This is a genomic window from Pseudomonas sp. NFPP07 (assembly GCF_900115645.1).
Taxonomy (GTDB): domain Bacteria; phylum Pseudomonadota; class Gammaproteobacteria; order Pseudomonadales; family Pseudomonadaceae; genus Aquipseudomonas; species Aquipseudomonas chlororaphis.
Genome location: NZ_FOXG01000007.1, coordinates 76,851 through 95,780, shown reverse-complemented (window position 1 = coordinate 95,780; position 18,930 = coordinate 76,851). Strand labels below are relative to the sequence as shown.

The following is an 18,930-nucleotide window of genomic DNA, read 5'->3' as shown; positions in this document are numbered from 1 at the left end:
AAGGCGCCCCCGATGGGCGCCTTTTTGCTGTGACCAGCCTCTTAGACCGGCGCTTTGCGAATGGTCGCCAGCAATCCGGCGGCGCCGAGGAACAGACCGGCGAAGGTGCGGTTCATGCGCCGTTGCTGGGTAGGCGTGCGCAGCAGGCGCAGGACCTTGGAGGCCAGGCCGGTGTAGCCGGCCATGACGATCAGGTCGACGGCAATCATGGTCGCGCCGAGGATCAGGTACTGCTTCACCAGCGGTGCGTGGGGATCGATGAACTGCGGCAGGACCGCCAGCATGAACACCAGCGCCTTGGGGTTGCTGATGTTGACCAGGAACCCGCGGAACACCAGCGCCAGGGGTTTGCCGATCGGCCGGATCGCGGCGTCGTCGCTCAGGTCGCTGGGCAGCGCGCGCCACTGTTTGACCGCGAGGTAGACCAGGTAAGCCACGCCGAACCATTTGATCGCGTAAAAGGCTGTCGAGGATGCCGCGAGAATCGCCCCCACGCCGGCGGCGACAATCGCAATCTGCATGGCCAGGCCCAGTTGCAGGCCCAGGGCGTTCCAGTAACCACGCCAGAAACCGTATTGCAGACCGCAGGACATCGACGCAATCGCGCCGGCCCCGGGGGAAAGGCTGATCACCCAGCAGGCGGCAAAAAACGCCAGCCATGTCTCAAGAACCATCGCACACCTCGGCTCGAATTCGTCGTAGACGCCTAAGCTAATGCGCTGGCGGGCGGATGACCATAGATTTTTGTCGGACAGACATCGCCGGCCAACTGTAGCCGCTGCCGAAGGCTGCGCTAAGGTCCGCAGAAGCTTCCTGCGATCTCAAGAGCACGTCTGCTTCGCAGCCTCGCGATGCTCGGCAGCGGCTACAGAGACGGCGCAGGGGACTATTTCTCGCCGGAGCCTATCGACAGCGCATCGCTGCCACGCCAGCGGCGCACCGAACGCTGGAAGAACAGGCTGTTGGGCACCTGCACCATGACGCCGCCGGTGCCGGCTTCCTCGGCCTCGATCAGCGAGGTGTACAGCAGGTTGATTGCCACCACCCGGCCCTTGATACCCGGCTTGTCGAGGGTGTCCACCAGCTCGACCACATCGCCGATGCGGAACGGGCCCACGGTGAAGATCAGGATGGCGCAGAGCAGGTTGGACAGCACGCTCCACATGGCGAAGAAGGCTACCGCAGCCACCGCGACAAAACCGGACAGGGCAGTCCAGAGCACCGTCGCCGACACCCCGAGCCGCTCCAGGACGAAGATCAGCGCGCTGCCCATGATCAGCCAGCGCAAGCCGCCGCGCAGCGGCATCAGCAGCTGCGGCGGGAACGGATAACGTTCACCCAGGCGGGTCAGGCAGCGCGCGACAAACCGCTGGGTGATGTAGCCAGCCAGCAGGATCAGCAGGATTTGCACGGTGACCCACAGCGGCTCGACCCAAGTGATCGGCACAGGCAGCTTGAACGCTTCCATCAGGACAAGGCTTCCAGTTCCGCCTGCATGCTTTCCAGCAGTTCCAGGGCTTCCATCCAGGCCTCTTCCAGCTCGCCTTCGCGCACCTTCAGCCTGGCCTGCTCGGCCAGCAGGTCACGCAGCTCGTCCTTGCGCGCGGCTTCGTAGATACCACTGTCGCCGAGGCTGGCTTCGATTTTCGCCAGCCGCTCGTGGACCTTGCCCAGCTCGGTTTCCAGCTTGTCGGCTTCGCGCTTGTGCGGCGCCAACTGCTGGCGCAAGGCCGCGGCGGCCTGGCGCTGGGCCTTCTTGTCGGTTTTGTCCGGGTTGACCGTGGTCGTGCTGACCGGCGCGTTGCGTTGGCGGTAGTCCACCAGCCAGCGCGCGTAGTCGTCCAGGTCGCCGTCGAACTCTTCGACCTTGCCGTCGGCCACCAGGTAGAAGTTGTCGGTGGTGCTTTTCAGCAGGTGACGGTCGTGGGAGACCACCAGTACCGCGCCGCTGAACTCTTGCAGGGCCATGGTCAGGGCCAGGCGCATCTCCAGGTCCAGGTGGTTGGTCGGTTCGTCGAGCAGTAGCAGGTTCGGGCGGTCCCAGGCAATCAGGGCCAGGGCCAGGCGCGCCTTTTCGCCACCGGAGAAATTCAGCACTGGCTCGTCGATACGCGCGCCGCGGAAGTCGAAACCGCCGAGGAAGTCGCGCAGGGTCTGCTCGCGCTCGGTCGGCGCCAGGCGCTGCAAATGCAGCAACGGGCTGGCCTTGGCATCGAGCGAATCCAGCTGGTGCTGGGCGAAATAACCGACCACGGTGTTCTCGCCGCGGGTCAGGCGACCGCCCAGCGGCGACAGCTCGCCGGAGAGGTTCTTGATCAGGGTCGACTTGCCCGCACCGTTGGGGCCGAGCAGACCGATGCGCGCACCCGGGGTCAGTTGCAGCTTGACCTTCTCCAGCACGGTCTTTTCGCCGTAACCCAGGCGGGCATCGGACAGGTCGAGCAGCGGGCTGGAGATCTTTTCCGACTCGCGGAAAACGAAATCGAACGGCGAGTCGACGTGGGCCGCGGACAGCTCTTCCATCCGCTCCAGGGCCTTGATCCGGCTCTGGGCCTGGCGGGCCTTGGTGGCCTGGGCCTTGAAGCGCGCAATGTACTTTTCCATGTGCGCGCGTTGCGCCTGCTGCTTCTCGTAGGCTTGCTGCTGTTGCGCCAGACGTTCGGCACGGGCGCGCTCGAAGGCGCTGTAGCCACCGCGATAAAGGGTGATCTTGCGCTGATCGACGTGAGCCACATGGTCGACCACGGCATCGAGGAAATCGCGGTCGTGGGAAATCAGCAGCAAAGTGCCGGGGTAGCCCTTGAGCCAGTCCTCCAGCCAGAGGATCGCATCGAGGTCCAAGTGGTTGGTCGGTTCGTCGAGCAACAGCAGGTCCGACGGACACATCAGCGCCTGCGCCAGGTTCAGGCGCATCCGCCAGCCACCGGAGAAGTCGCCGACTTGGCGGTCCATCTGCTCGTTGCTGAAACCCAGGCCAGCCAGCAGCTTGCGCGCCCGGGCGTCGGCGGTATAACCGTCGGCGCTGTCCAGCTCGGCATGCAGGCGCGCCAGGGCCGCACCGTCATGGGCCGCTTCGGCGGCGGCCAGCTCACGCTGTACCTGACGCAGGCGCAGGTCGCCATCGAGCACGTAGTCGACCGCCAGCCGCTCGAGGGTATCGACCTCCTGGCGCATATGGGCGATGCGCCAGTCGGCGGGCAGAAAGCAGTCGCCCGAATCCGGGTGCAACTCGCCACGCAGCAAGGCGAACAGGCTGGATTTGCCGGCGCCGTTGGCACCGATCAGACCGGCTTTCTGGCCGGCGTGCAGGGTCAGCTCGGCGTCTTCTAGCAGACGTTGCGGACCACGCTGTAAAGTCAGGTTCTGAAGTCGAATCATAATGGCGGCGGAGTCTACCAGCTTCGTTCGCAACTGGCGCGAGTAGCACTATGTCCTCTGACCTGTGGAGCTTCACCCTCAAAACCTACGCCCGCCCGGGCGTCGAAGAAGCCTGCCTGAACCTTCAGGCGGCCGGGGCCAATGTCTGCCTTCTACTCTGCGCGGCCTGGCTCGGCGTACGCGGGGTGGCCTGCACTTCGCAGCGCCTGCAACAGCTGCGAACCCTGGGCCAGCCCTGGCACGACGAAGTCGTCAGGCCGCTGCGCCAGCTGCGCACGCAATGGCGCCCGGCCGCGAGCGCGGATCCGGAACTGGCGATCTTGCGCGAACAGGTCAAGGCATTGGAGCTGGAGGCCGAGCGGCAACTGCTGCTGCGCCTGGAGGCGCTGGCGGGAGAATGGTCGGAGGGTGAAGCGCAGGATCTGACGGACTGGCTGGAAGGACTGGCGGCCGAAGCCGCCAACCTCAACCGCGACGCGCTGCAGGCGCTGCGCGTCGCGGTGACCGGCGCTTAGGAAGCGCTGGTTGGCGTGGCGCTGGCGGGAGCGGCAGTCGGCGCCGAAGCTGGCGCAGCAGTCGCCGCTGGAGCTGGCGAAGAGACCGGTGCCGCAGGCTTGGCTGCCGGAGTTGCCGGGGTGGCTGGTTTGGCGGCCGCTGGAGCGGTGGCCGGTTTTGCTGCTGGCTTGGCGGCGACTGGCTTCTTCGCGGCAGGTTTTGCAGCCGGCTTGGCAGCAGGTTTCACCGCAGGCTTGGCGGCTGGTTTTGCTGCAACCGGTTTAGCGGCTGCTGGCTTGGCAGCAGTGGAAGCCGCTGGCTTGGCGGCTGCAGGTTTAGCTGCCGGTTTGGCCGCGGGTTTCGCTGCTGCCTTCACCGGAGCTTTGGCCGCAGCCGGTTTGGCGGCCGGCTTCGCAGCAGTTTTTGCCGCTACCGGTTTAGCCGCAGGTTTGGCAGCAGCAGGCTTGGCCGCTGCGGTTTTAGCCGCTGGCTTGGCGGCGGATTTGGCCGCAGGTTTTGCTGCTGGCTTGGCAGCCGGTTTCGCTGCTGCCGGTTTGGCAGCCGCCGTTTTCGCAACGGGTTTGGCAGCAGGTTTCGCAGGGGCTTTTGCAGCAGCCGGTTTAGCCGCTGGCTTGGCAGCAGCAGGTTTGGCTGCGGCGGTTTTTGCCACTGGCTTGGCGGCAGGTTTAGCAGCCGGTTTGCTGGCAGCTTTTGCCGGTGCTTTAGCGGCAGGTTTGGCCGGGGCTTTTGCCGTCGGCTTGGCTGCGGCTTTCTGCGCTGGAGCGGCGGCCGGTTTGGCGGAGCGAGTGCTCAGCACCTTGGCTGCGGCTTCTTTCACACGACCGACGCCCTGGGCCAGTTTCAGGCTTTCCTGAGCGTCGCGCTTGAGTTGCAGAATATAGGCGCGGGTTTCGGATTGACGTGCCTTGAGTGCATCGAGCAGGTCTTCAAGTTCTTTCACTGCGTCCTTGGCTTTGGCTTGTGCCTTGGCCTTGCCGGCCGCCGCGGCGTCCTGCAATTTGGTGCGCGATTTGTGCAGTTTTTCCTGTGCCTTACCGCGTTGCTTTTCCAGTTTGGCGAGCAGTTTTTCAGCATCAGCCAAGGCTTGGGAACAAGCGTTTTCCAAATGTTCGAGCAGGCTGCTCGAAAGCTGTTGGAGCAAATGCAACGGAGTGTTTACAGGCTTCTTATTGGCCGACATGGTTTACCTCCTGGCTGACGTGAGTTGCGGCTCATACTAGACCTCTGCTGCTACCGCCGCTAGGGCATGTTGACAGTATCGAATGCCATGCGTTGCAGAGGATCGAAAATGTTCTTCGCGCACAAGAAAGTTACTCACCAGCCGCCACATCCACGCTGGCATAATCCACCTCGTCTCAGGCCGGAGAACGCCCATGTCGCGTTACCTTTTTTTATCCTTGTGTGTGTTGTTGCCGCTGGCTCAGGCCGCCGAAGATTCGCAGAAAAACGATGCCCACGATCTCGCCTACAGCCTGGGCGCCAGCCTCGGCGAGCGCCTGCGCCAGGAGGTGCCGGACCTGCAGATCCAGGCATTGGTGGAGGGCTTGAAACAGGCCTACCAAGGCAAGCCCCTGGCACTCAAGGACGAGCGTATCGAACAGATCCTCGCCCAGCACGAAGCACAGGTCGGCGAGCAAGCGGACAAGCCGCGAATCGAAGTGGCACTGGAAAACGAACAGCGTTTTCTCTCGGCCGAAAAGGCCAAGCCGGGTGTACGCGAACTGGAGAACGGCATCCTGCTAACCGAGCTGGCACCCGGCAACGGAATACGGCCGGGAGCCAATGGTTCAGTACAGGTTCGCTACACCGGACGCCTGCCTGACGGCACAGTGTTCGATCAGAATCAGCAGCCGCAGTGGTTTCGCCTGGACAGTGTGATTGCCGGATGGCGCAGCGCCTTGCAACAGATGCCGACAGGGGCGAAGTGGCGCCTGGTGATTCCTTCGGCCCAGGCTTACGGCGCCGACGGCGCGGGCGACCTGATCGCGCCTTACACCCCCCTGGTGTTTGAAATCGAGCTGCTGGGGGCTACCGGTTAGGGGGCGCAGAAACGAAAAACGGTGCGCAATGCGCACCGTTTCGGTAAAGCTTTCGCTGCAAGTCAGGCCTGAACGGCGGCCTCTTCCTTGTGAGCGTTGTGCAGCACTTCGATCAGGCAATCTTCCAGCTCGAAGCGTTCATGCAGCAGACCACCCAGCTCCTTGAACTTCTCCGCCACGCATTTTCCTTCGTCGCACAGGTCGTTGAACGCCAGCAGCTTTTCAGTGATGACATCGATCCGTGGATAAATGGTTTCGGCCAGTTCGAGCCCGCGCTGGTCATTGAAGGCCTTGGCCTCGCCGGTCAACTGCTCGTAGATTTCAAAATGGCCGGCGGAGACGTAGTCCACCAGGATTGCGCAGAACTCCTGCAGCGGCTGTCGATTTTCAGCCAGCGTCTCAGGCTCCGCGCCGAGAGCATCATAGGCCCGAACCAGTTCGTGACGCTCCTGCAACCAGCGATCGATCAGCAGATGCACTCCACCCCAGCGTTCCTGAGCATTCTGACAACTTTCGAGCATGGCGATCTCTCTTCCCTTATGGGTCATGCCGCTCTGAATCCGCCACTGGACTGAACATCAGCATCCGGCCAGGCAGAACAGCATCGAGCAACGTAATTGCGGTGACACGTGCGGGCCAGATTATGCCCGCTCGACAGCCGCTTCAAGGTACGCAGGAGATAAAGTTCATACAAGTGTTTAATCTTGCGTCCCATTGTAAATCGCCGATTCAGGTCGCGGCCGCCCTGCGCCGGCCCCATGGTAGAAGCTGCGCCAGACGATAGGCACTCAAAATCATCACAGCGATGAAAAACAGCAGGCTCCACTCCGCAGCACTCATGTCCAGCAACGTCCAGGTGACCTCCGCACACTGCGCGGTCCCGGTGAAAACCAGCTGCAAGGCACGCCCCCAGGACAGGTTGCCGAGCATGAACGGCATGTCCGGCAAGCACGCCAGCAACTGATCCGAAGGAATGTTCTGCAATAGCACATGGCGCCCTGCCGTAACCACACCCGCCAGGCTGCAGAGCAGTTCCAGCAGCCAGTACAGGGCACTCGCCGGGTATTGTGGCCCCTGCAGGGCCGCGACCAGGCTGATCGAGGTCAACAGCAACACGAAGAAACGTTGCGCCACCCACAACAGGCAAGGCTCGAGCCCAATCCCGAACTCCAGGTGAAACGAAGCCCACAGGGCCAAGGCACCGGTAAAAAACACAAGGGAGAACAGCAAGCGTGAGCCGGCCAGCGACATGGTGTATCCACAACGGAAGAAACAGGCTGCCACGGTAGAGAAAGCGCTCTGCCCTTTCAAGGCGCGCTATGACAAGATCGAGCGCGGCAAACGGGCACAGAGGCCAGATCGGGGGGAGTCGCAGGACGGGCCGCCCCTCCGGGGACGGCCCAGCCTTGCGGGTTTATACCCTGGCGGGCACCGGCAGCGGCGATGCCAGGAGGCGCTCGTCCAACAGCCCCAGACCTTCCTGGAACAGCTGGTTGCTGCGCTCGGTATCGCCCAGCTGCGCCAGCAACCGGGCCAGCTCGGCACAGGCCTCAGGGTTGCGCTGCAGGCGCAGGCTGCTTTCCAGGTAGTCCCGCGCCTTGCCCCAGAGACTGGTTTGCAGGCACAGGCGACCCAGGGTCAGCAGCAGGCTCGGATCGTTCGGGTGGTCTTTGAGCCACTGCTCGGCGAACTGCAGTTGCCGCGCCGGGTCACTGCCCCGCAGCAAGCCGTAAAGCCGCGCTAGATGGCTGTCGTACTTGCGTTTGAGAGCGACGCGCAGCACTTCTTCGGCCTCGGCCCCGGCGCCCAATTGCCGCAGTTGTTCGGCGTAGGCCAGCACCAGCTGCGGCTCCTGACGCTGAGCTGCGGTCAGTTGCTGCCAAGCGCGGTTGAGCGATTGCAGGCCGACCGTACCGTCCTCTTCGCGATGCGCCGCGAGGGTCAGGTTCTCGCCCCAGGCCCGACGCTCCAGCTCGGCCAGTTCGTTGGCGGGCAGGACCTTGTCCTTGCGCAGCTCGGGCAGCAGACGGATCACCGCCGACCAATCGCCCCGCTGCTGGTGCAGACGCTGCAACTGCCGCAGCACCTGGACACTGTGCGGATGACGCTCGTGCATGGCTTGCAGGGTACTCAGGGCGCCTTCGGTATCACCGCGATCAGTCTGCAGCTGGGCATGACTCAAGGCCACCGCCAACTCAGCCTGGGGCTGGCGCTCGAGGGCACGTTCCAGCAGGCTATCGCACTGCTCGTAGTTTCCCTGCTCGTTCGCCGCCCGCGCCGCGCCGAGGTAGTACAAAAGAGGCTGGCGCTCGGCTTCCGCGGCACGATGCAAGTGCTTCTGGGCGCTGGCCCAGCGGCCCTCGGCAAGATCCATCTGGCCTTGTTCGATGGCAATCTGCACGCGACGGCTGCGGTTGCGCCGCGACCAGGGATTGACCACGCCGCTGGAGGCCATCACCAGTTCGATCAGTGCCTTGATACCCCAGATCACCAGCCAGATCACCGCGATCAATGCCAGGGTCGCCCACAGGCTCGACTCATAACGGAAGCTGTCGTAGGCAATCAGGATGTACCCGGAGTGCTCGGCAATCGCCAACCCCAGCAATCCCGAGGCGGCGATCACCAGGAACAGAATCACGTACAGGCGCTTCATGGGCTGGTCTCCTGCGGGGCATTCGCAGCAGGTTTGGCCAGTGGTTTCACCGACTCTTCAGCACTCAGGTTGCGTCGCTCCAGGTAGGCCTGAACGGCGCTCAGGGTCTTGGCCAGGTCCGGCGTCTGCACAGTGACCGGCTGTTTGCTCAGTTCGGACACGCGCTCGAGCATGAGTTTGCTCTGCGGGTTGTCCTGATTGAAGTTGCCCTTCAACACGTCGCGAGCTTCCGCCAGGGCCTGGGTGTACACCGGCGCCTGGCCGTTCAGGGCCGCCCATTGCGCCTGCTCCAGGGCCAGGCTCAAGGCCAGGCGCACCTGCGTCAGGCTTTGCCCGGCGAGCAGCGGCCGCACATTCTTGTCCGCGTTGAAATCGATACGAATGTAGCGCGAGATCTGGTCCCACCATTGCGCCCAGCGGCTGGCGCCGTCGCCGTCGGCGGTCAGGCCCAGCAGCGAATCGCCACGGTCGCGGTACTCGGGGGCCAGCTCGGTGAGCTCGACCACCTGATCGCGCAGTGCGCCCAGTTGCAGGAACAGCCCGGTGCGATCCGGCTGCTCGGTGCTGCGCAAGGCCGCGAGGCTCTTGGCCAACTGCTCGCGCGCGGCGAAAGAACCAGGATCGTTCTGCTCGCGCAGGATCTCGTCGGCACCCTGCACCAGGGCCTGGGCGCTGCTGATGTCCTGCAAGGCCGAAAGACGCAGGCTGGCGAGACGCAACAGATGTTCCGCCTCGGCCAGACGCCAGTCCTTGCGGCTGGCACCCAGCACGCTCTCGAGCTTCTGATTGAGTCGCTGCTGGTCGCCCTGCAACTGCGCGACGAGACGACGACGCTCTTCCAGCTCATTGGCCGCCGGCAACTGCTCCAGACGCGCCGTCAGGCGCTGCTCGTTGAGCTTCAGGCTCTGCGCCTCGTCACCCAGGGCCTGCAACTGCCCCAGCTGCTGTTGATTGTTGGCCTGCAGGCTGCGCACCTGCCAGACACCCCAGCCGCCGGCAGCGACGCCGGCCGCCCCCAGCAGCAGGGCGAGGATCGCCAACCCGTTGCCACGGCGCTGCGGAGCAGGGGTTGCGGGTTCAGCCGGTGCATCGACTACCGGCTGGACATCATCTTTAGGCAAGGCTGTTTCGCTCACGTATCCATCCTTTGCATTTAGAGAACGGGCACGGGTTGCTCCCGTAGCGCCGTTAGCAAGGCCGCGGCGCTGGCGCCACGACAATCCACAACTTTCTCGGCCCCGGCGGCACGCGCCATCTCGGCGACCCGGGGGCTCGGTACAAACAACGGCAGTCGCGCCACCTGTGGCCAGGCCTCGCCGGCCAACTGCTGCAAGTGCTCGAAACCCTGCCCACTGCTGACCACCAGCCCATTCAAGCGTTCCGCCTGGATGCATTGCATCAGGACCCCGTCGGCATAACGCGGCAGGTCGCGGCGGTACAACTCCAGATAATCGACACTAGCACCTTGGCCGCGCAAACGCTCAGCCAGCAGCTCGCGGCCACCCTCCCCGCGCACGATCAGCACCCGAGGGTCGGGCCGTGCAATAGCCTCGCGCAACTGGGGAAGTTCAAGCAAGGCTTCGCTGTCATCGCCTTGCTCGGGGAAAAAAACATCCAGGCCGTGATCGGCCAGAATCTGCGCCGTGCCGGCGCCCACACTGAACCAGCGCTGGCTCGGCGGCTGCGGCCAGAACTGCTCGAGCAGTTGCACGGCCATTCGCGCGGCCGGCTTGCTGACCACGATCACCGCACAGTACAGGTGCAGATCAAGCACTTTGGCGCGTTGGGTATCGCCAAAAGGCAGGGCTTGGATTTCCAGCAACGGCAGGCTGCTGCTGAACACCCCCGCTTCGCCCAGAACCTCAGCCAGCAGCGCCGACTCGTCCGTGGGCCGGGTCAGCAGCACACGCCAGTCGCTCACTCTTCGCCAGCCTCGCCATAGACCGCGCGCAGAATATCGTCGGCGCCCTGGGCCAGCAGATCCTCCGCGACCTGCACGCCGAGCGCCGCCGCCGCGCTACGTGGAGCACGGGCCTCGGCGCTGAGCAGCACACCGCCGCTCGGTTCGCCGACCAGGCCACGCAGCCACAGCTGATCGCCTTCGAGTACCGCATAGCAGGCGATCGGTACCTGGCAGCCGCCATTCAGATGCTTGTTGAGGGCCCGCTCGGCGGTGACTCGATCCGCGGTATCGACATGATGCAGCGGCGCCAGCAACTTATGGATCTCGCTGTCGGCCGTGCGGCATTCGATGCCCACCGCGCCCTGCCCGCCAGCCGGAAGGCTGTCGTCGACGCTGATCGAAGAGCTGATGCGATCTTCGAAACCAAGACGGATCAAGCCCGCGGCGGCCAGGATGATGGCGTCGTACTCACCGGCGTCGAGCTTGGCCAGGCGAGTATTGACGTTGCCGCGCAGGAAGCGGATCTGCAGGTCCGGACGACGAGCCAGCAGTTGCGCCTGGCGACGCAGGCTGGAGGTGCCCACCACACTGCCCACGGGCAGGTCGTCGAGACTGGAATAGGTATTGGAGACAAAGGCATCGCGCGGGTCTTCACGCTCGCAGATGCAGAACAGGCCCAGGCCTTCGGGGAAGTCCATGGGCACGTCTTTCATCGAATGCACGGCGATATCCGCTTCGTTTTCCAGCAGCGCGGTTTCCAGCTCCTTGACGAACAGTCCCTTGCCGCCGATTTTCGACAACGGCGAGTCGAGCAGCTTGTCGCCGCGACTGACCATGGGCACCAGCGTCACGATCAACCCCGGGTGAGCGGCTTCCAGACGAGCTTTGACGTATTCGGCTTGCCACAAGGCCAAGGCACTTTTGCGGGTAGCGATGCGGATTTCGCGAGAGGACATGGATCAATCCGTACTGATGAAAATACGGCAGATGATAACAGCTCAGCCAAATCAGCTTTGACTTGTATCAGGAACTACAGCCCCTCCCTGGCTGCAGGAACATTGCGGCGGGGCGCATGACCCGCCCGGCCGCCCGGATCTAGAGCTGCTGCATCATCTTGCGCACACCGGCCACATGCCGTCGGCTGACGATCAACGCATCACCATTGAGGCCTTTGAGGAACAGCTGGAAATGCCCCAGAGGCGTACGCTGCAGGCGTTCGATGCGTTCACGGGCCACCAGGGCGTTGCGATGGATGCGTACGAAACGCTCGCCAAACTCGTCCTCCAGCGCCTTCAGGGGTTCGTCCAGCAGGACTTCGCCGCTTTCATGGCGCAAGGTCACGTATTTGTGGTCGGCAATGAAATAGACGACCTGATCCAGCGGGATCAGCTCGATGCCTTTGCGGGTCCGCGCACTGATATGGCTGCGAGGGCCGCTGCCGCTTTCCGCGGCGGGCCGGGTCAAGGCCGCCAGTTGGACCCGGTTGGGGCGGTCGGCCTTTTTCAGCGCCTCGAGCAGATGCTCGGAACTCACCGGCTTGAGCAGGTGACCTACCTCGCTGACATCAAAAGCCTCGAGGGCGAATTCATCAGGGGCGGCACAAAACACCACGGCTGGCGGCGCTTCGCGCTCGCACAAACGGGCGGCAACCTGCAGGCCATCGAGACCCGGCATGCGGATGTCGAGAAGCACGATATCCGGCTTCAGGCTGTCGATCAGGGCCAATGCCTCTTCGCCATTGGTGGCGCTGGGCTCCAGGACACTGTATCCCTCAAGCTCACTGACCATGCGGCTCAGTCGCTCGCGGGCTAGGGGTTCGTCATCAACGATCAGGACATTCATATTGCGCTGGATTCCTGCGTGAGTCTCGCACAAGGATAGCGTAGACAGGTGAAGTGACGTCCGTCACGGCGATCCACGCTAAGACTAGTGCGAGGGCCAAAAAGTGCCCCACGACGGGCACCATTATTTACCCGGGCCTGCTCGATACCGTTCAAGGCCCGCCACTGCACGACATGGTCATGGGGACTGCTGATACAGGACACAAACACCCCCTCTCTTATAGTCGGCTTCCACCCCGACCGCCTCCCTCGCGAATCGCGAGGTGGCGGCGGGACCGGAGCACATGCGACAACGGTTGCGTGATCAGCGACCAGACTCGATGAAATATCCGGGATTGCGCTGTTCCTTCAGTCCAACTGTAGACGGTTGCCAAGACGATATTGCTCTATCGATAAATATCGTTACATCACTCCTCGCACCCCGCCGTCGCTCGCCTAGTCTCTGCGCGCCCGAGGTCGGCGACAAGCGCCCGCGACCCCCATGGCAGAAATAAAAACCTGCCGACCGGTGCCAGCTACAGGATTGGCAACCCTGTTATTATCCGCGGCAACTTTTCACCTCATTTCCCTTCCAGCCGATCACGAGCGAATTCATGAGCACTGACAAGACCAATCAGTCCTGGGGCGGCCGCTTCAGTGAGCCCGTCGACGCCTTCGTCGCCCGCTTCACCGCCTCCGTCACTTTCGACCAGCGCCTCTATCGTCACGACATCATGGGCTCGATCGCCCACGCCACCATGCTGGCCAAGGTCGGCGTACTGACCGATGCCGAACGCGACAGCATCATCGACGGCCTGAAAACCATCCAGGGCGAAATCGAGGCCGGCACCTTCGACTGGCGCGTCGACCTGGAAGACGTGCACATGAACATCGAAGCACGCCTGACCGACCGCATCGGCGTCACCGGCAAGAAGCTGCACACCGGCCGCAGCCGCAACGACCAGGTGGCCACCGATATCCGTCTGTGGCTGCGCGACGAAATCGATCTGATCCTGGCGGAAATCACCCGCCTGCAAAAAGGCCTGCTGGAGCAGGCCGAGCGCGAAGCCGGCACCATCATGCCGGGCTTCACCCACCTGCAAACCGCGCAGCCTGTGACCTTCGGTCATCACATGCTGGCCTGGTTCGAGATGCTCAGCCGCGACTACGAGCGCCTGGTCGATTGCCGCAAGCGCACCAACCGCATGCCGCTGGGCAGCGCCGCGCTGGCCGGCACCACCTACCCGATCGACCGCGAGCTGACCTGCCAGCTGCTGGGCTTCGACGCCGTCGGTGGCAACTCGCTGGACAATGTGTCTGATCGCGATTTCGCCATTGAGTTCTGCGCCGCCGCCAGCGTGGCCATGATGCACCTGTCGCGCTTCTCCGAAGAGCTGGTGCTGTGGACCAGCGCGCAGTTCCAGTTCATCGATCTGCCCGACCGTTTCTGCACCGGCAGCTCGATCATGCCGCAAAAGAAAAACCCGGACGTTCCGGAGCTGGTTCGTGGCAAGAGCGGCCGCGTGTTCGGCGCCCTGATGGGCCTGCTGACCCTGATGAAGGGCCAGCCCCTGGCCTACAACAAGGACAACCAGGAAGACAAGGAGCCGCTGTTCGACGCCGCCGACACCCTGCGCGACTCGCTGCGCGCCTTCGCCGACATGATCCCGGCGATCAAGCCCAAGCACGCGATGATGCGCGAAGCGGCACTGCGCGGTTTCTCCACCGCCACCGACCTGGCGGACTACCTGGTGCGCCGCGGCCTGCCATTCCGCGATTGCCACGAGATCGTCGGCCACGCCGTGAAGTACGGTGTGGAAACCGGTAAGGACCTGGCGGAAATGAGCCTGGAGGAACTGCGCAAGTTCAGCGACCAGATCGACCAGGACGTGTTTGCCGTGCTGACCCTGGAAGGCTCGGTCAACGCCCGTGACCACATCGGCGGCACGGCCCCGGCTCAGGTCAAGGCGGCGGTGGTTCGCGGCCAGGCGTTGCTGAGCAGCCGCTAAAAGCTAGCGCGGGCAAGCCACGCTCCTGCTAAGAGCATGGCTTGCCCGCAGTCAGTGACCTGAAACCTTCCTACTTCTTGCTGGCGATCATCGCCAGGAACTGCGGCATCGCCGCGTCCTTGTCTGCCGCGACCCGCTGCACAGTGGGCATCTGCTCCAGGCGCGCCATCAAGGCCTTGGCTGCCGGTATCTCGGCCAGATAATCCACACCGAACAGTTTCTGCCCTACCGCGCAGGCCAGGCTCACGCTGTACAGAAAATACAGGTCCGCCACGCTCAGGCTGCTGCCCGCCACATAAGGGGCGAACTTGCCGTGCCTGACCAGCGAGGCGAATCCCAGCACCAGCTCATTGCGGGACTTCTCCTTGATGGCCTCGGGGACCGCCATCCCGAAGAACGCCTCGCCATAACAGGCCCGCGCCGGCAACTCGATGTAAAGCTCGATCTCCTTGGCCAGCGCCAGCACCTGGGCACGCGCGAACGGGTCACTGGGCAGCAGTGCCGACCCAGGCTGGCTTTCAAGGTATTCGAGGATCACGCTGGTTTCATTGATAAAACCCTGCTCCACCCCCAGCACCGGCACCTTGCCGCGCGGGCTGATGGCCAACGCCTCAGGGCTTTGCCCGGCGTAGAACGGCACCTCTTCGAAAGGCAGATCTTTTTCCAGCAATGCCAGTTTCACCATGTTGTAGTAATTGCTGACGGCGAATCCATAAAGCTTGAGCATCACATAGCCTCCAGGCCGGGTGCGGGGTTGGCAGCCACTCTTATAGAACCTCGACAGCCGACTGGCCAGCAGCATCAGGCTCCTGAATACGGGTAAACTGGCGACCTTTCCTTGAGGAGCCTGCCATGAGCGAGCCAACCCCCGGTACCAGCAACGACGACAGCGACGAAGAAGCGTTCGCCGAAAACACCCTGATCGAAGCGATCGAAAACCAGATCGAAAGCGACAACCCGCCCGCGGCCAAGGCCACCTTCAACAAGCTGACCCTGGTCGGCTATGAGCGTGACGAAATCCTCAACCTCATGGCTCACGTTCTGGCGGTGGAAATCGACGCGATCCTCGAAGAAGACCGCGCGTTCGACACCCAATGGTACGAAGCCGCGCTGCGCGCCCTGCCCGAGCTGCCGCCCGAGAAGAAATAAGCCCGCCACGCCTCGCGTCCGCCCCTGGCCGGCGCGATGGCGAGCCTTGACTACACTGGTACGCGCCCTGCGGCCAAATACCGCCGCCCAGGGGCGTAAAAGTCCGCAGCGGACACTGGACAGGCTGCCCAACTGCGGTCACCTTAAGGACGCTGTCGTCTAATTCCTAGAAAGTCTGGAGTCCTTATGTCGTATACCCCTGAGTTGGTTGCCGAACTGGAAATCCTTGCACTCTTCAACCTGGACAGTTCCCAGGAAGGCCTGAAAATCCATCAGACCGCTGCCCCCCAAGCTATCGCCGCCGCACGACGCCTGTTCGAAAAAGAGCTCATTACCCAGCCCGATGGTGGTTACCTGACCAGCCTGGGCCGCGATGCCGCCGAGCATGCCCAAGGCCTGCTGACCATTCTGACGGTCAAAGAAGCCGCCTGAACGCTCCCCCCCTACGGCCCTCGGAATCCCCGCCTGTCGGATTCCGCGGGCAAGCTCCAGTTGCCCGCTGGAAATCTGACGTCAAAAATAAAATTCAGCTTAAAGCTCGCCCTCGACTGGCTGTAAACTCCTCCACCTATAAGACCTCCCACGTTCAAGCTTCGCGAGCCTGTTTGAATGACCCGCACCCATGAAATCCGCCCAGATCTGGACGAGGGAATCGATCGCAAGGTTCTCAGCCAGCTGCGTGCGCGCTTTCTGAAGCTCAACGAAGGGCGTCTGGATCGGGCCATGGAGGGGTTATCGCCGCGCCAGCAACTGGTGCTCAACCTGTTGCCGCTGTTCTTTCACGTCAACCACCCGTTATTGCCGGGTTATGTGTCGGGCAGCACACCCGCCGGGCTGTCGAACTACGAACCCGACACCTCAACGCTCAACGAAGCCCAGCGCCTGACCCGCTCGTTTTCCTACAAGGTCCGGCCCGGCAATGCACCCCGACCTATCCATGGCCTGTTCCTGATGGGCAGCCTGGGTACCCTGGCCCAGGCTGACCAGAGCGATATGGATGTGTGGGTCTGCCATGCGCCCGATCTCGGCGAAAACGAACTCGCCGAACTGCGCAAGAAATGCCTGCTGCTGGAAGCCTGGGCCGCCGGCCAGGGCGCCGAGGCGCACTTCTTCCTGATCGACCCGAGCCGCTTTGTCCGTGGCGATCGCGACACCCAGCTGAGCTCGGACGATTGCGGCACCACTCAGCACTATCTGCTGCTGGACGAGTTCTATCGCACGGCCATCTGGCTGGCCGGGCGTACGCCGCTATGGTGGCTGGTGCCGGTGTACGAAGAAGCCCGCTACCAGCAGTACACCCATACGCTGCTGTCCAAGCGTTTCATCCCTGCCGACGAAAACCTCGACCTTGGCCATCTGGCCCATATTCCGCCGGGCGAATTCATCGGCGCCGGGCTCTGGCAGTTGTTCAAGGGCATCGAGTCGCCGTACAAGTCGGTGCTCAAGCTGCTGCTGACCGAGGTCTACGCCAGCGAACACCCGCGGGTGGAATGCCTGAGCCTGCGCTTCAAGCAGGCGGTGTTCGCCAATCGCCTGGACCTCGACGAGCTGGACCCGTACACCGTGGTCTACCGGCGCATCGAGGAATACCTCAAGGCCCGTGGCGAACCGGAGCGCCTGGAGCTGGTACGGCGCAGCCTGTATCTGAAGGTCAACCGCAAGCTCACCGGCAACAACGGCGCGCGCAACCCGAGCTGGCAGCGCTCGCTGCTCGAACGGCTGGCCCACGAATGGGGCTGGGATCAACGCCAGCTGGCAATGCTCGACAGCCGCAGCCAGTGGAAAGTCCGCCAGGTCAGCGCCGAACGCCGGGCCCTGGTCAACGAACTGAACTACAGCTACCGCTTCCTGACCCAGTTCGCCCGTAGCGAGCAGACCCTCGGCCTGGTCAACAAGCGCGACCTGAATATCCTCGGCCGCCGCCTGTACGCGGCCTTTGAACGCAAGGCCGGCAAGATCGAGTTCATCAACCCTGGCATCGCCCCGGACCTGGCCGAAGACACCCTGACCCTGGTGCAGTCGCCCAACAAGAAAGAACCGGGGCAAACCCACTGGGGCCTGTACAACGGCAGCCTGACTGCCCTGGAGTGGGAACACTTCGCGCCGATCAAGCGCAGCCGCGAACTGCTGGAGCTCCTGACCTGGTGCCATCGCAACGGCGTGATCGACAGCAGCACGCGCCTGGCGCTGCATCCTGGCAGCAGCGACTTGAGCGAGTTCGAGCTGTTCAATCTGCTGGGCAGCCTGCAACAGACCATCGCCCTGCCCCTGGGCATCGTCAGCGAAGAACGCCTGCTGCACAGCAGCGTGCCCAGCGAAGTGCTGATCCTGGTGAACGTCGGCCGCGACCCGCTCAAGCATCACCGCGACCTGAACATCCTGATGACCACCGAGCGCACCGACTCTTTGAGCTACGCCGGGGTGCGGGAGAACCTGGTGCTGACCCTCGACCAGGTGACGCTCAACAGCTGGAACGAGGTATTAGTCGGCCGTTACGACGGCGCCCATGCCCTGCTCGACTGCCTGCGCGACTACCTCAACAACCTGCCGCGCGGCCCTGAGCAACCGAAGCTGCGAGTGCGCTGCTTCTGCCACAACCGCGCGCAGTTCATTGCCCAACGGGTCGAAGAGCTATTCGACACGGCGCAGAACCTGTTGCTCAGCCAGCTCAACCACCGCTACCTGATCCAGGTCCAGCAGCATTACCACGTGCTGGAATTGTTGCCGGGCCAGGTCAATCATGTGGCGCTGGCAAGCCTGCCAGCGTTGATCGACTACCTGGGCGAAGAACAGTCGAGCTACAGCCCGCTGCACCTGGACCCGATGGCCCTGGAAGAACACGACCTGGCGCTGATCCTGCCGATGGGCCAGCCTGATTGCATCCAGGTGTTCTACCGTGTCGTCGAGGCTCAGGCCGAGCTGTATGTGCTGGATGAATTCGATGCGCTCTGGCAGCAACGCCTGCCCTATCACGACGAACAGAGCCTGCTGGTTCCCCTGCAACGCTTCCTGCAGTCGATCCTCTACCGTCGCGATGCCCAACTGCCGATGGAGGCGTCCCAGGCTCTGGTGCCGCTGGATATTTTGTATTACCAGATATTGCCCTCAGGTAGCACAAGAGCCCGTCGAATCGAGCCACGCCCGGCACCACAGACACCAGCGAACAAAGCCTTTTATGACGTGCAGGGCATCATCGGCAAAGCCGCACCGGGGCAGGTGCAGGTCACTCTGTATTGCAATCAACGGGAGTTCTCCGAGCTGGAGCATGGCGACCAGCTGTTCGCCGCGGTCGCCCAGGAGATTGTCGGCCAGCGTCGCGAAACCGAGCGCTATCGCTGCTACATCACCGACCTGGACCTGTCCGGCCTGCTCGGTGACCACCACGGCTCAAGCAATCTCTACCTGCGCTACAAAGCCGACCTGGAGCGCGCCTTGAACGACGCGCTCGAGCAGGTCTAGCCGG

At 63.3% G+C, this 18,930-nt stretch carries 18 protein-coding genes; 6 read left to right on the top strand and 12 right to left on the bottom strand.

Features of this window, described 5'->3' with window-relative positions:
• Window positions 1-41: 41 nt before the first annotated feature.
• The 3 genes from BM019_RS18800 to BM019_RS18790 form a co-directional block, all read right to left on the bottom strand.
• The gene (locus tag BM019_RS18800) at window positions 42-674 is read right to left on the bottom strand and encodes a LysE family transporter (protein WP_007926706.1); all 633 of its coding nucleotides are present in this window, start codon (window positions 672-674) and stop codon (window positions 42-44) included.
• A gap of 212 nt (window positions 675-886) precedes the next feature.
• Window positions 887-1,468: a mechanosensitive ion channel family protein gene (locus BM019_RS18795; RefSeq protein ID WP_009046137.1), complete on the bottom strand. Its 582-nt coding sequence runs from the start codon at window positions 1,466-1,468 to the stop codon at window positions 887-889.
• Window positions 1,468-3,378 (bottom strand): ATP-binding cassette domain-containing protein, encoded by a 1,911-nt coding sequence (locus tag BM019_RS18790; protein WP_053263068.1) that lies wholly within the window; start codon window positions 3,376-3,378, stop codon window positions 1,468-1,470. The genes BM019_RS18795 and BM019_RS18790 overlap by 1 nt, the downstream gene beginning before the upstream one ends.
• A 50-nt stretch (window positions 3,379-3,428) precedes the next feature.
• Here BM019_RS18790 and BM019_RS18785 point away from each other — a divergent pair, with 50 nt between their 5' ends.
• On the top strand, window positions 3,429-3,893 hold the full coding sequence (locus BM019_RS18785; RefSeq protein ID WP_085532892.1) for a TIGR02444 family protein: 465 nt from the start codon (window positions 3,429-3,431) through the stop codon (window positions 3,891-3,893).
• Here the strand turns inward: BM019_RS18785 and BM019_RS18780 are convergent.
• Window positions 3,890-5,074 (bottom strand): AlgP family protein, encoded by a 1,185-nt coding sequence (locus BM019_RS18780; RefSeq protein WP_092419251.1) that lies wholly within the window; start codon window positions 5,072-5,074, stop codon window positions 3,890-3,892. The two genes, BM019_RS18785 and BM019_RS18780, sit on opposite strands and share 4 nt — an antisense overlap.
• 193 nt (window positions 5,075-5,267) lie before the next feature.
• On the opposite strand from BM019_RS18780, the gene BM019_RS18775 reads away from it, so the two are divergent.
• Window positions 5,268-5,933: an FKBP-type peptidyl-prolyl cis-trans isomerase gene (locus tag BM019_RS18775; protein WP_092419248.1), complete on the top strand. Its 666-nt coding sequence runs from the start codon at window positions 5,268-5,270 to the stop codon at window positions 5,931-5,933.
• A gap of 62 nt (window positions 5,934-5,995) precedes the next feature.
• Here the strand turns inward: BM019_RS18775 and BM019_RS18770 are convergent, their stop codons facing one another.
• The 7 genes from BM019_RS18770 to BM019_RS18740 form a co-directional block, all read right to left on the bottom strand.
• Window positions 5,996-6,454 carry an Rsd/AlgQ family anti-sigma factor gene (locus BM019_RS18770; RefSeq protein WP_007926697.1) on the bottom strand — a complete coding sequence of 153 codons (459 nt, stop codon included), beginning with the start codon at window positions 6,452-6,454 and terminating at the stop codon, window positions 5,996-5,998.
• A 208-nt stretch (window positions 6,455-6,662) separates the two neighbouring features.
• Entirely contained in the window at window positions 6,663-7,184 is a 522-nt protein-coding gene (locus BM019_RS18765) for a disulfide bond formation protein B (protein ID WP_092419245.1), read from the bottom strand.
• Between the two features lie 163 nt (window positions 7,185-7,347).
• Window positions 7,348-8,586 (bottom strand): heme biosynthesis protein HemY, encoded by a 1,239-nt coding sequence (locus tag BM019_RS18760; protein ID WP_009046143.1) that lies wholly within the window; start codon window positions 8,584-8,586, stop codon window positions 7,348-7,350.
• On the bottom strand, window positions 8,583-9,722 hold the full coding sequence (locus tag BM019_RS18755) for a uroporphyrinogen-III C-methyltransferase (RefSeq protein WP_092419242.1): 1,140 nt from the start codon (window positions 9,720-9,722) through the stop codon (window positions 8,583-8,585). Before BM019_RS18755 ends, BM019_RS18760 begins: the two co-directional genes overlap by 4 nt.
• Window positions 9,723-9,739: 17 nt before the next feature.
• Window positions 9,740-10,507 carry a uroporphyrinogen-III synthase gene (locus tag BM019_RS18750; RefSeq protein ID WP_009046145.1) on the bottom strand — a complete coding sequence of 256 codons (768 nt, stop codon included), beginning with the start codon at window positions 10,505-10,507 and terminating at the stop codon, window positions 9,740-9,742.
• Window positions 10,504-11,445, bottom strand: a complete 942-nt coding sequence (hemC, locus tag BM019_RS18745; protein WP_007926692.1) for a hydroxymethylbilane synthase — start codon at window positions 11,443-11,445, stop codon at window positions 10,504-10,506. Before hemC ends, BM019_RS18750 begins: the two co-directional genes overlap by 4 nt.
• 139 nt (window positions 11,446-11,584) lie before the next feature.
• The gene (locus tag BM019_RS18740; RefSeq protein WP_009046146.1) at window positions 11,585-12,331 is read right to left on the bottom strand and encodes a LytR/AlgR family response regulator transcription factor; all 747 of its coding nucleotides are present in this window, start codon (window positions 12,329-12,331) and stop codon (window positions 11,585-11,587) included.
• 592 nt (window positions 12,332-12,923) lie between these two features.
• Here BM019_RS18740 and argH point away from each other — a divergent pair.
• Window positions 12,924-14,318 (top strand): argininosuccinate lyase, encoded by a 1,395-nt coding sequence (gene argH / locus BM019_RS18735; protein ID WP_009046147.1) that lies wholly within the window; start codon window positions 12,924-12,926, stop codon window positions 14,316-14,318.
• A 70-nt stretch (window positions 14,319-14,388) separates the two neighbouring features.
• Here the strand turns inward: argH and BM019_RS18730 are convergent, their stop codons facing one another.
• On the bottom strand, window positions 14,389-15,045 hold the full coding sequence (locus BM019_RS18730; RefSeq protein ID WP_092419239.1) for a glutathione S-transferase family protein: 657 nt from the start codon (window positions 15,043-15,045) through the stop codon (window positions 14,389-14,391).
• Window positions 15,046-15,170: 125 nt separating this feature from the next.
• Here BM019_RS18730 and BM019_RS18725 point away from each other — a divergent pair, with 125 nt between their 5' ends.
• The 3 genes from BM019_RS18725 to BM019_RS18715 all read left to right on the top strand — a co-directional run bounded on the left by BM019_RS18725 (window position 15,171) and on the right by BM019_RS18715 (window position 18,926).
• Window positions 15,171-15,467: a hypothetical protein gene (locus BM019_RS18725; protein ID WP_007926685.1), complete on the top strand. Its 297-nt coding sequence runs from the start codon at window positions 15,171-15,173 to the stop codon at window positions 15,465-15,467.
• Window positions 15,468-15,653: 186 nt separating this feature from the next.
• On the top strand, window positions 15,654-15,899 hold the full coding sequence (locus BM019_RS18720) for a TIGR02647 family protein (protein WP_007926676.1): 246 nt from the start codon (window positions 15,654-15,656) through the stop codon (window positions 15,897-15,899).
• Between the two features lie 177 nt (window positions 15,900-16,076).
• Entirely contained in the window at window positions 16,077-18,926 is a 2,850-nt protein-coding gene (locus BM019_RS18715; RefSeq protein WP_092419236.1) for a class I adenylate cyclase, read from the top strand.
• Window positions 18,927-18,930: the final 4 nt, after the last annotated feature.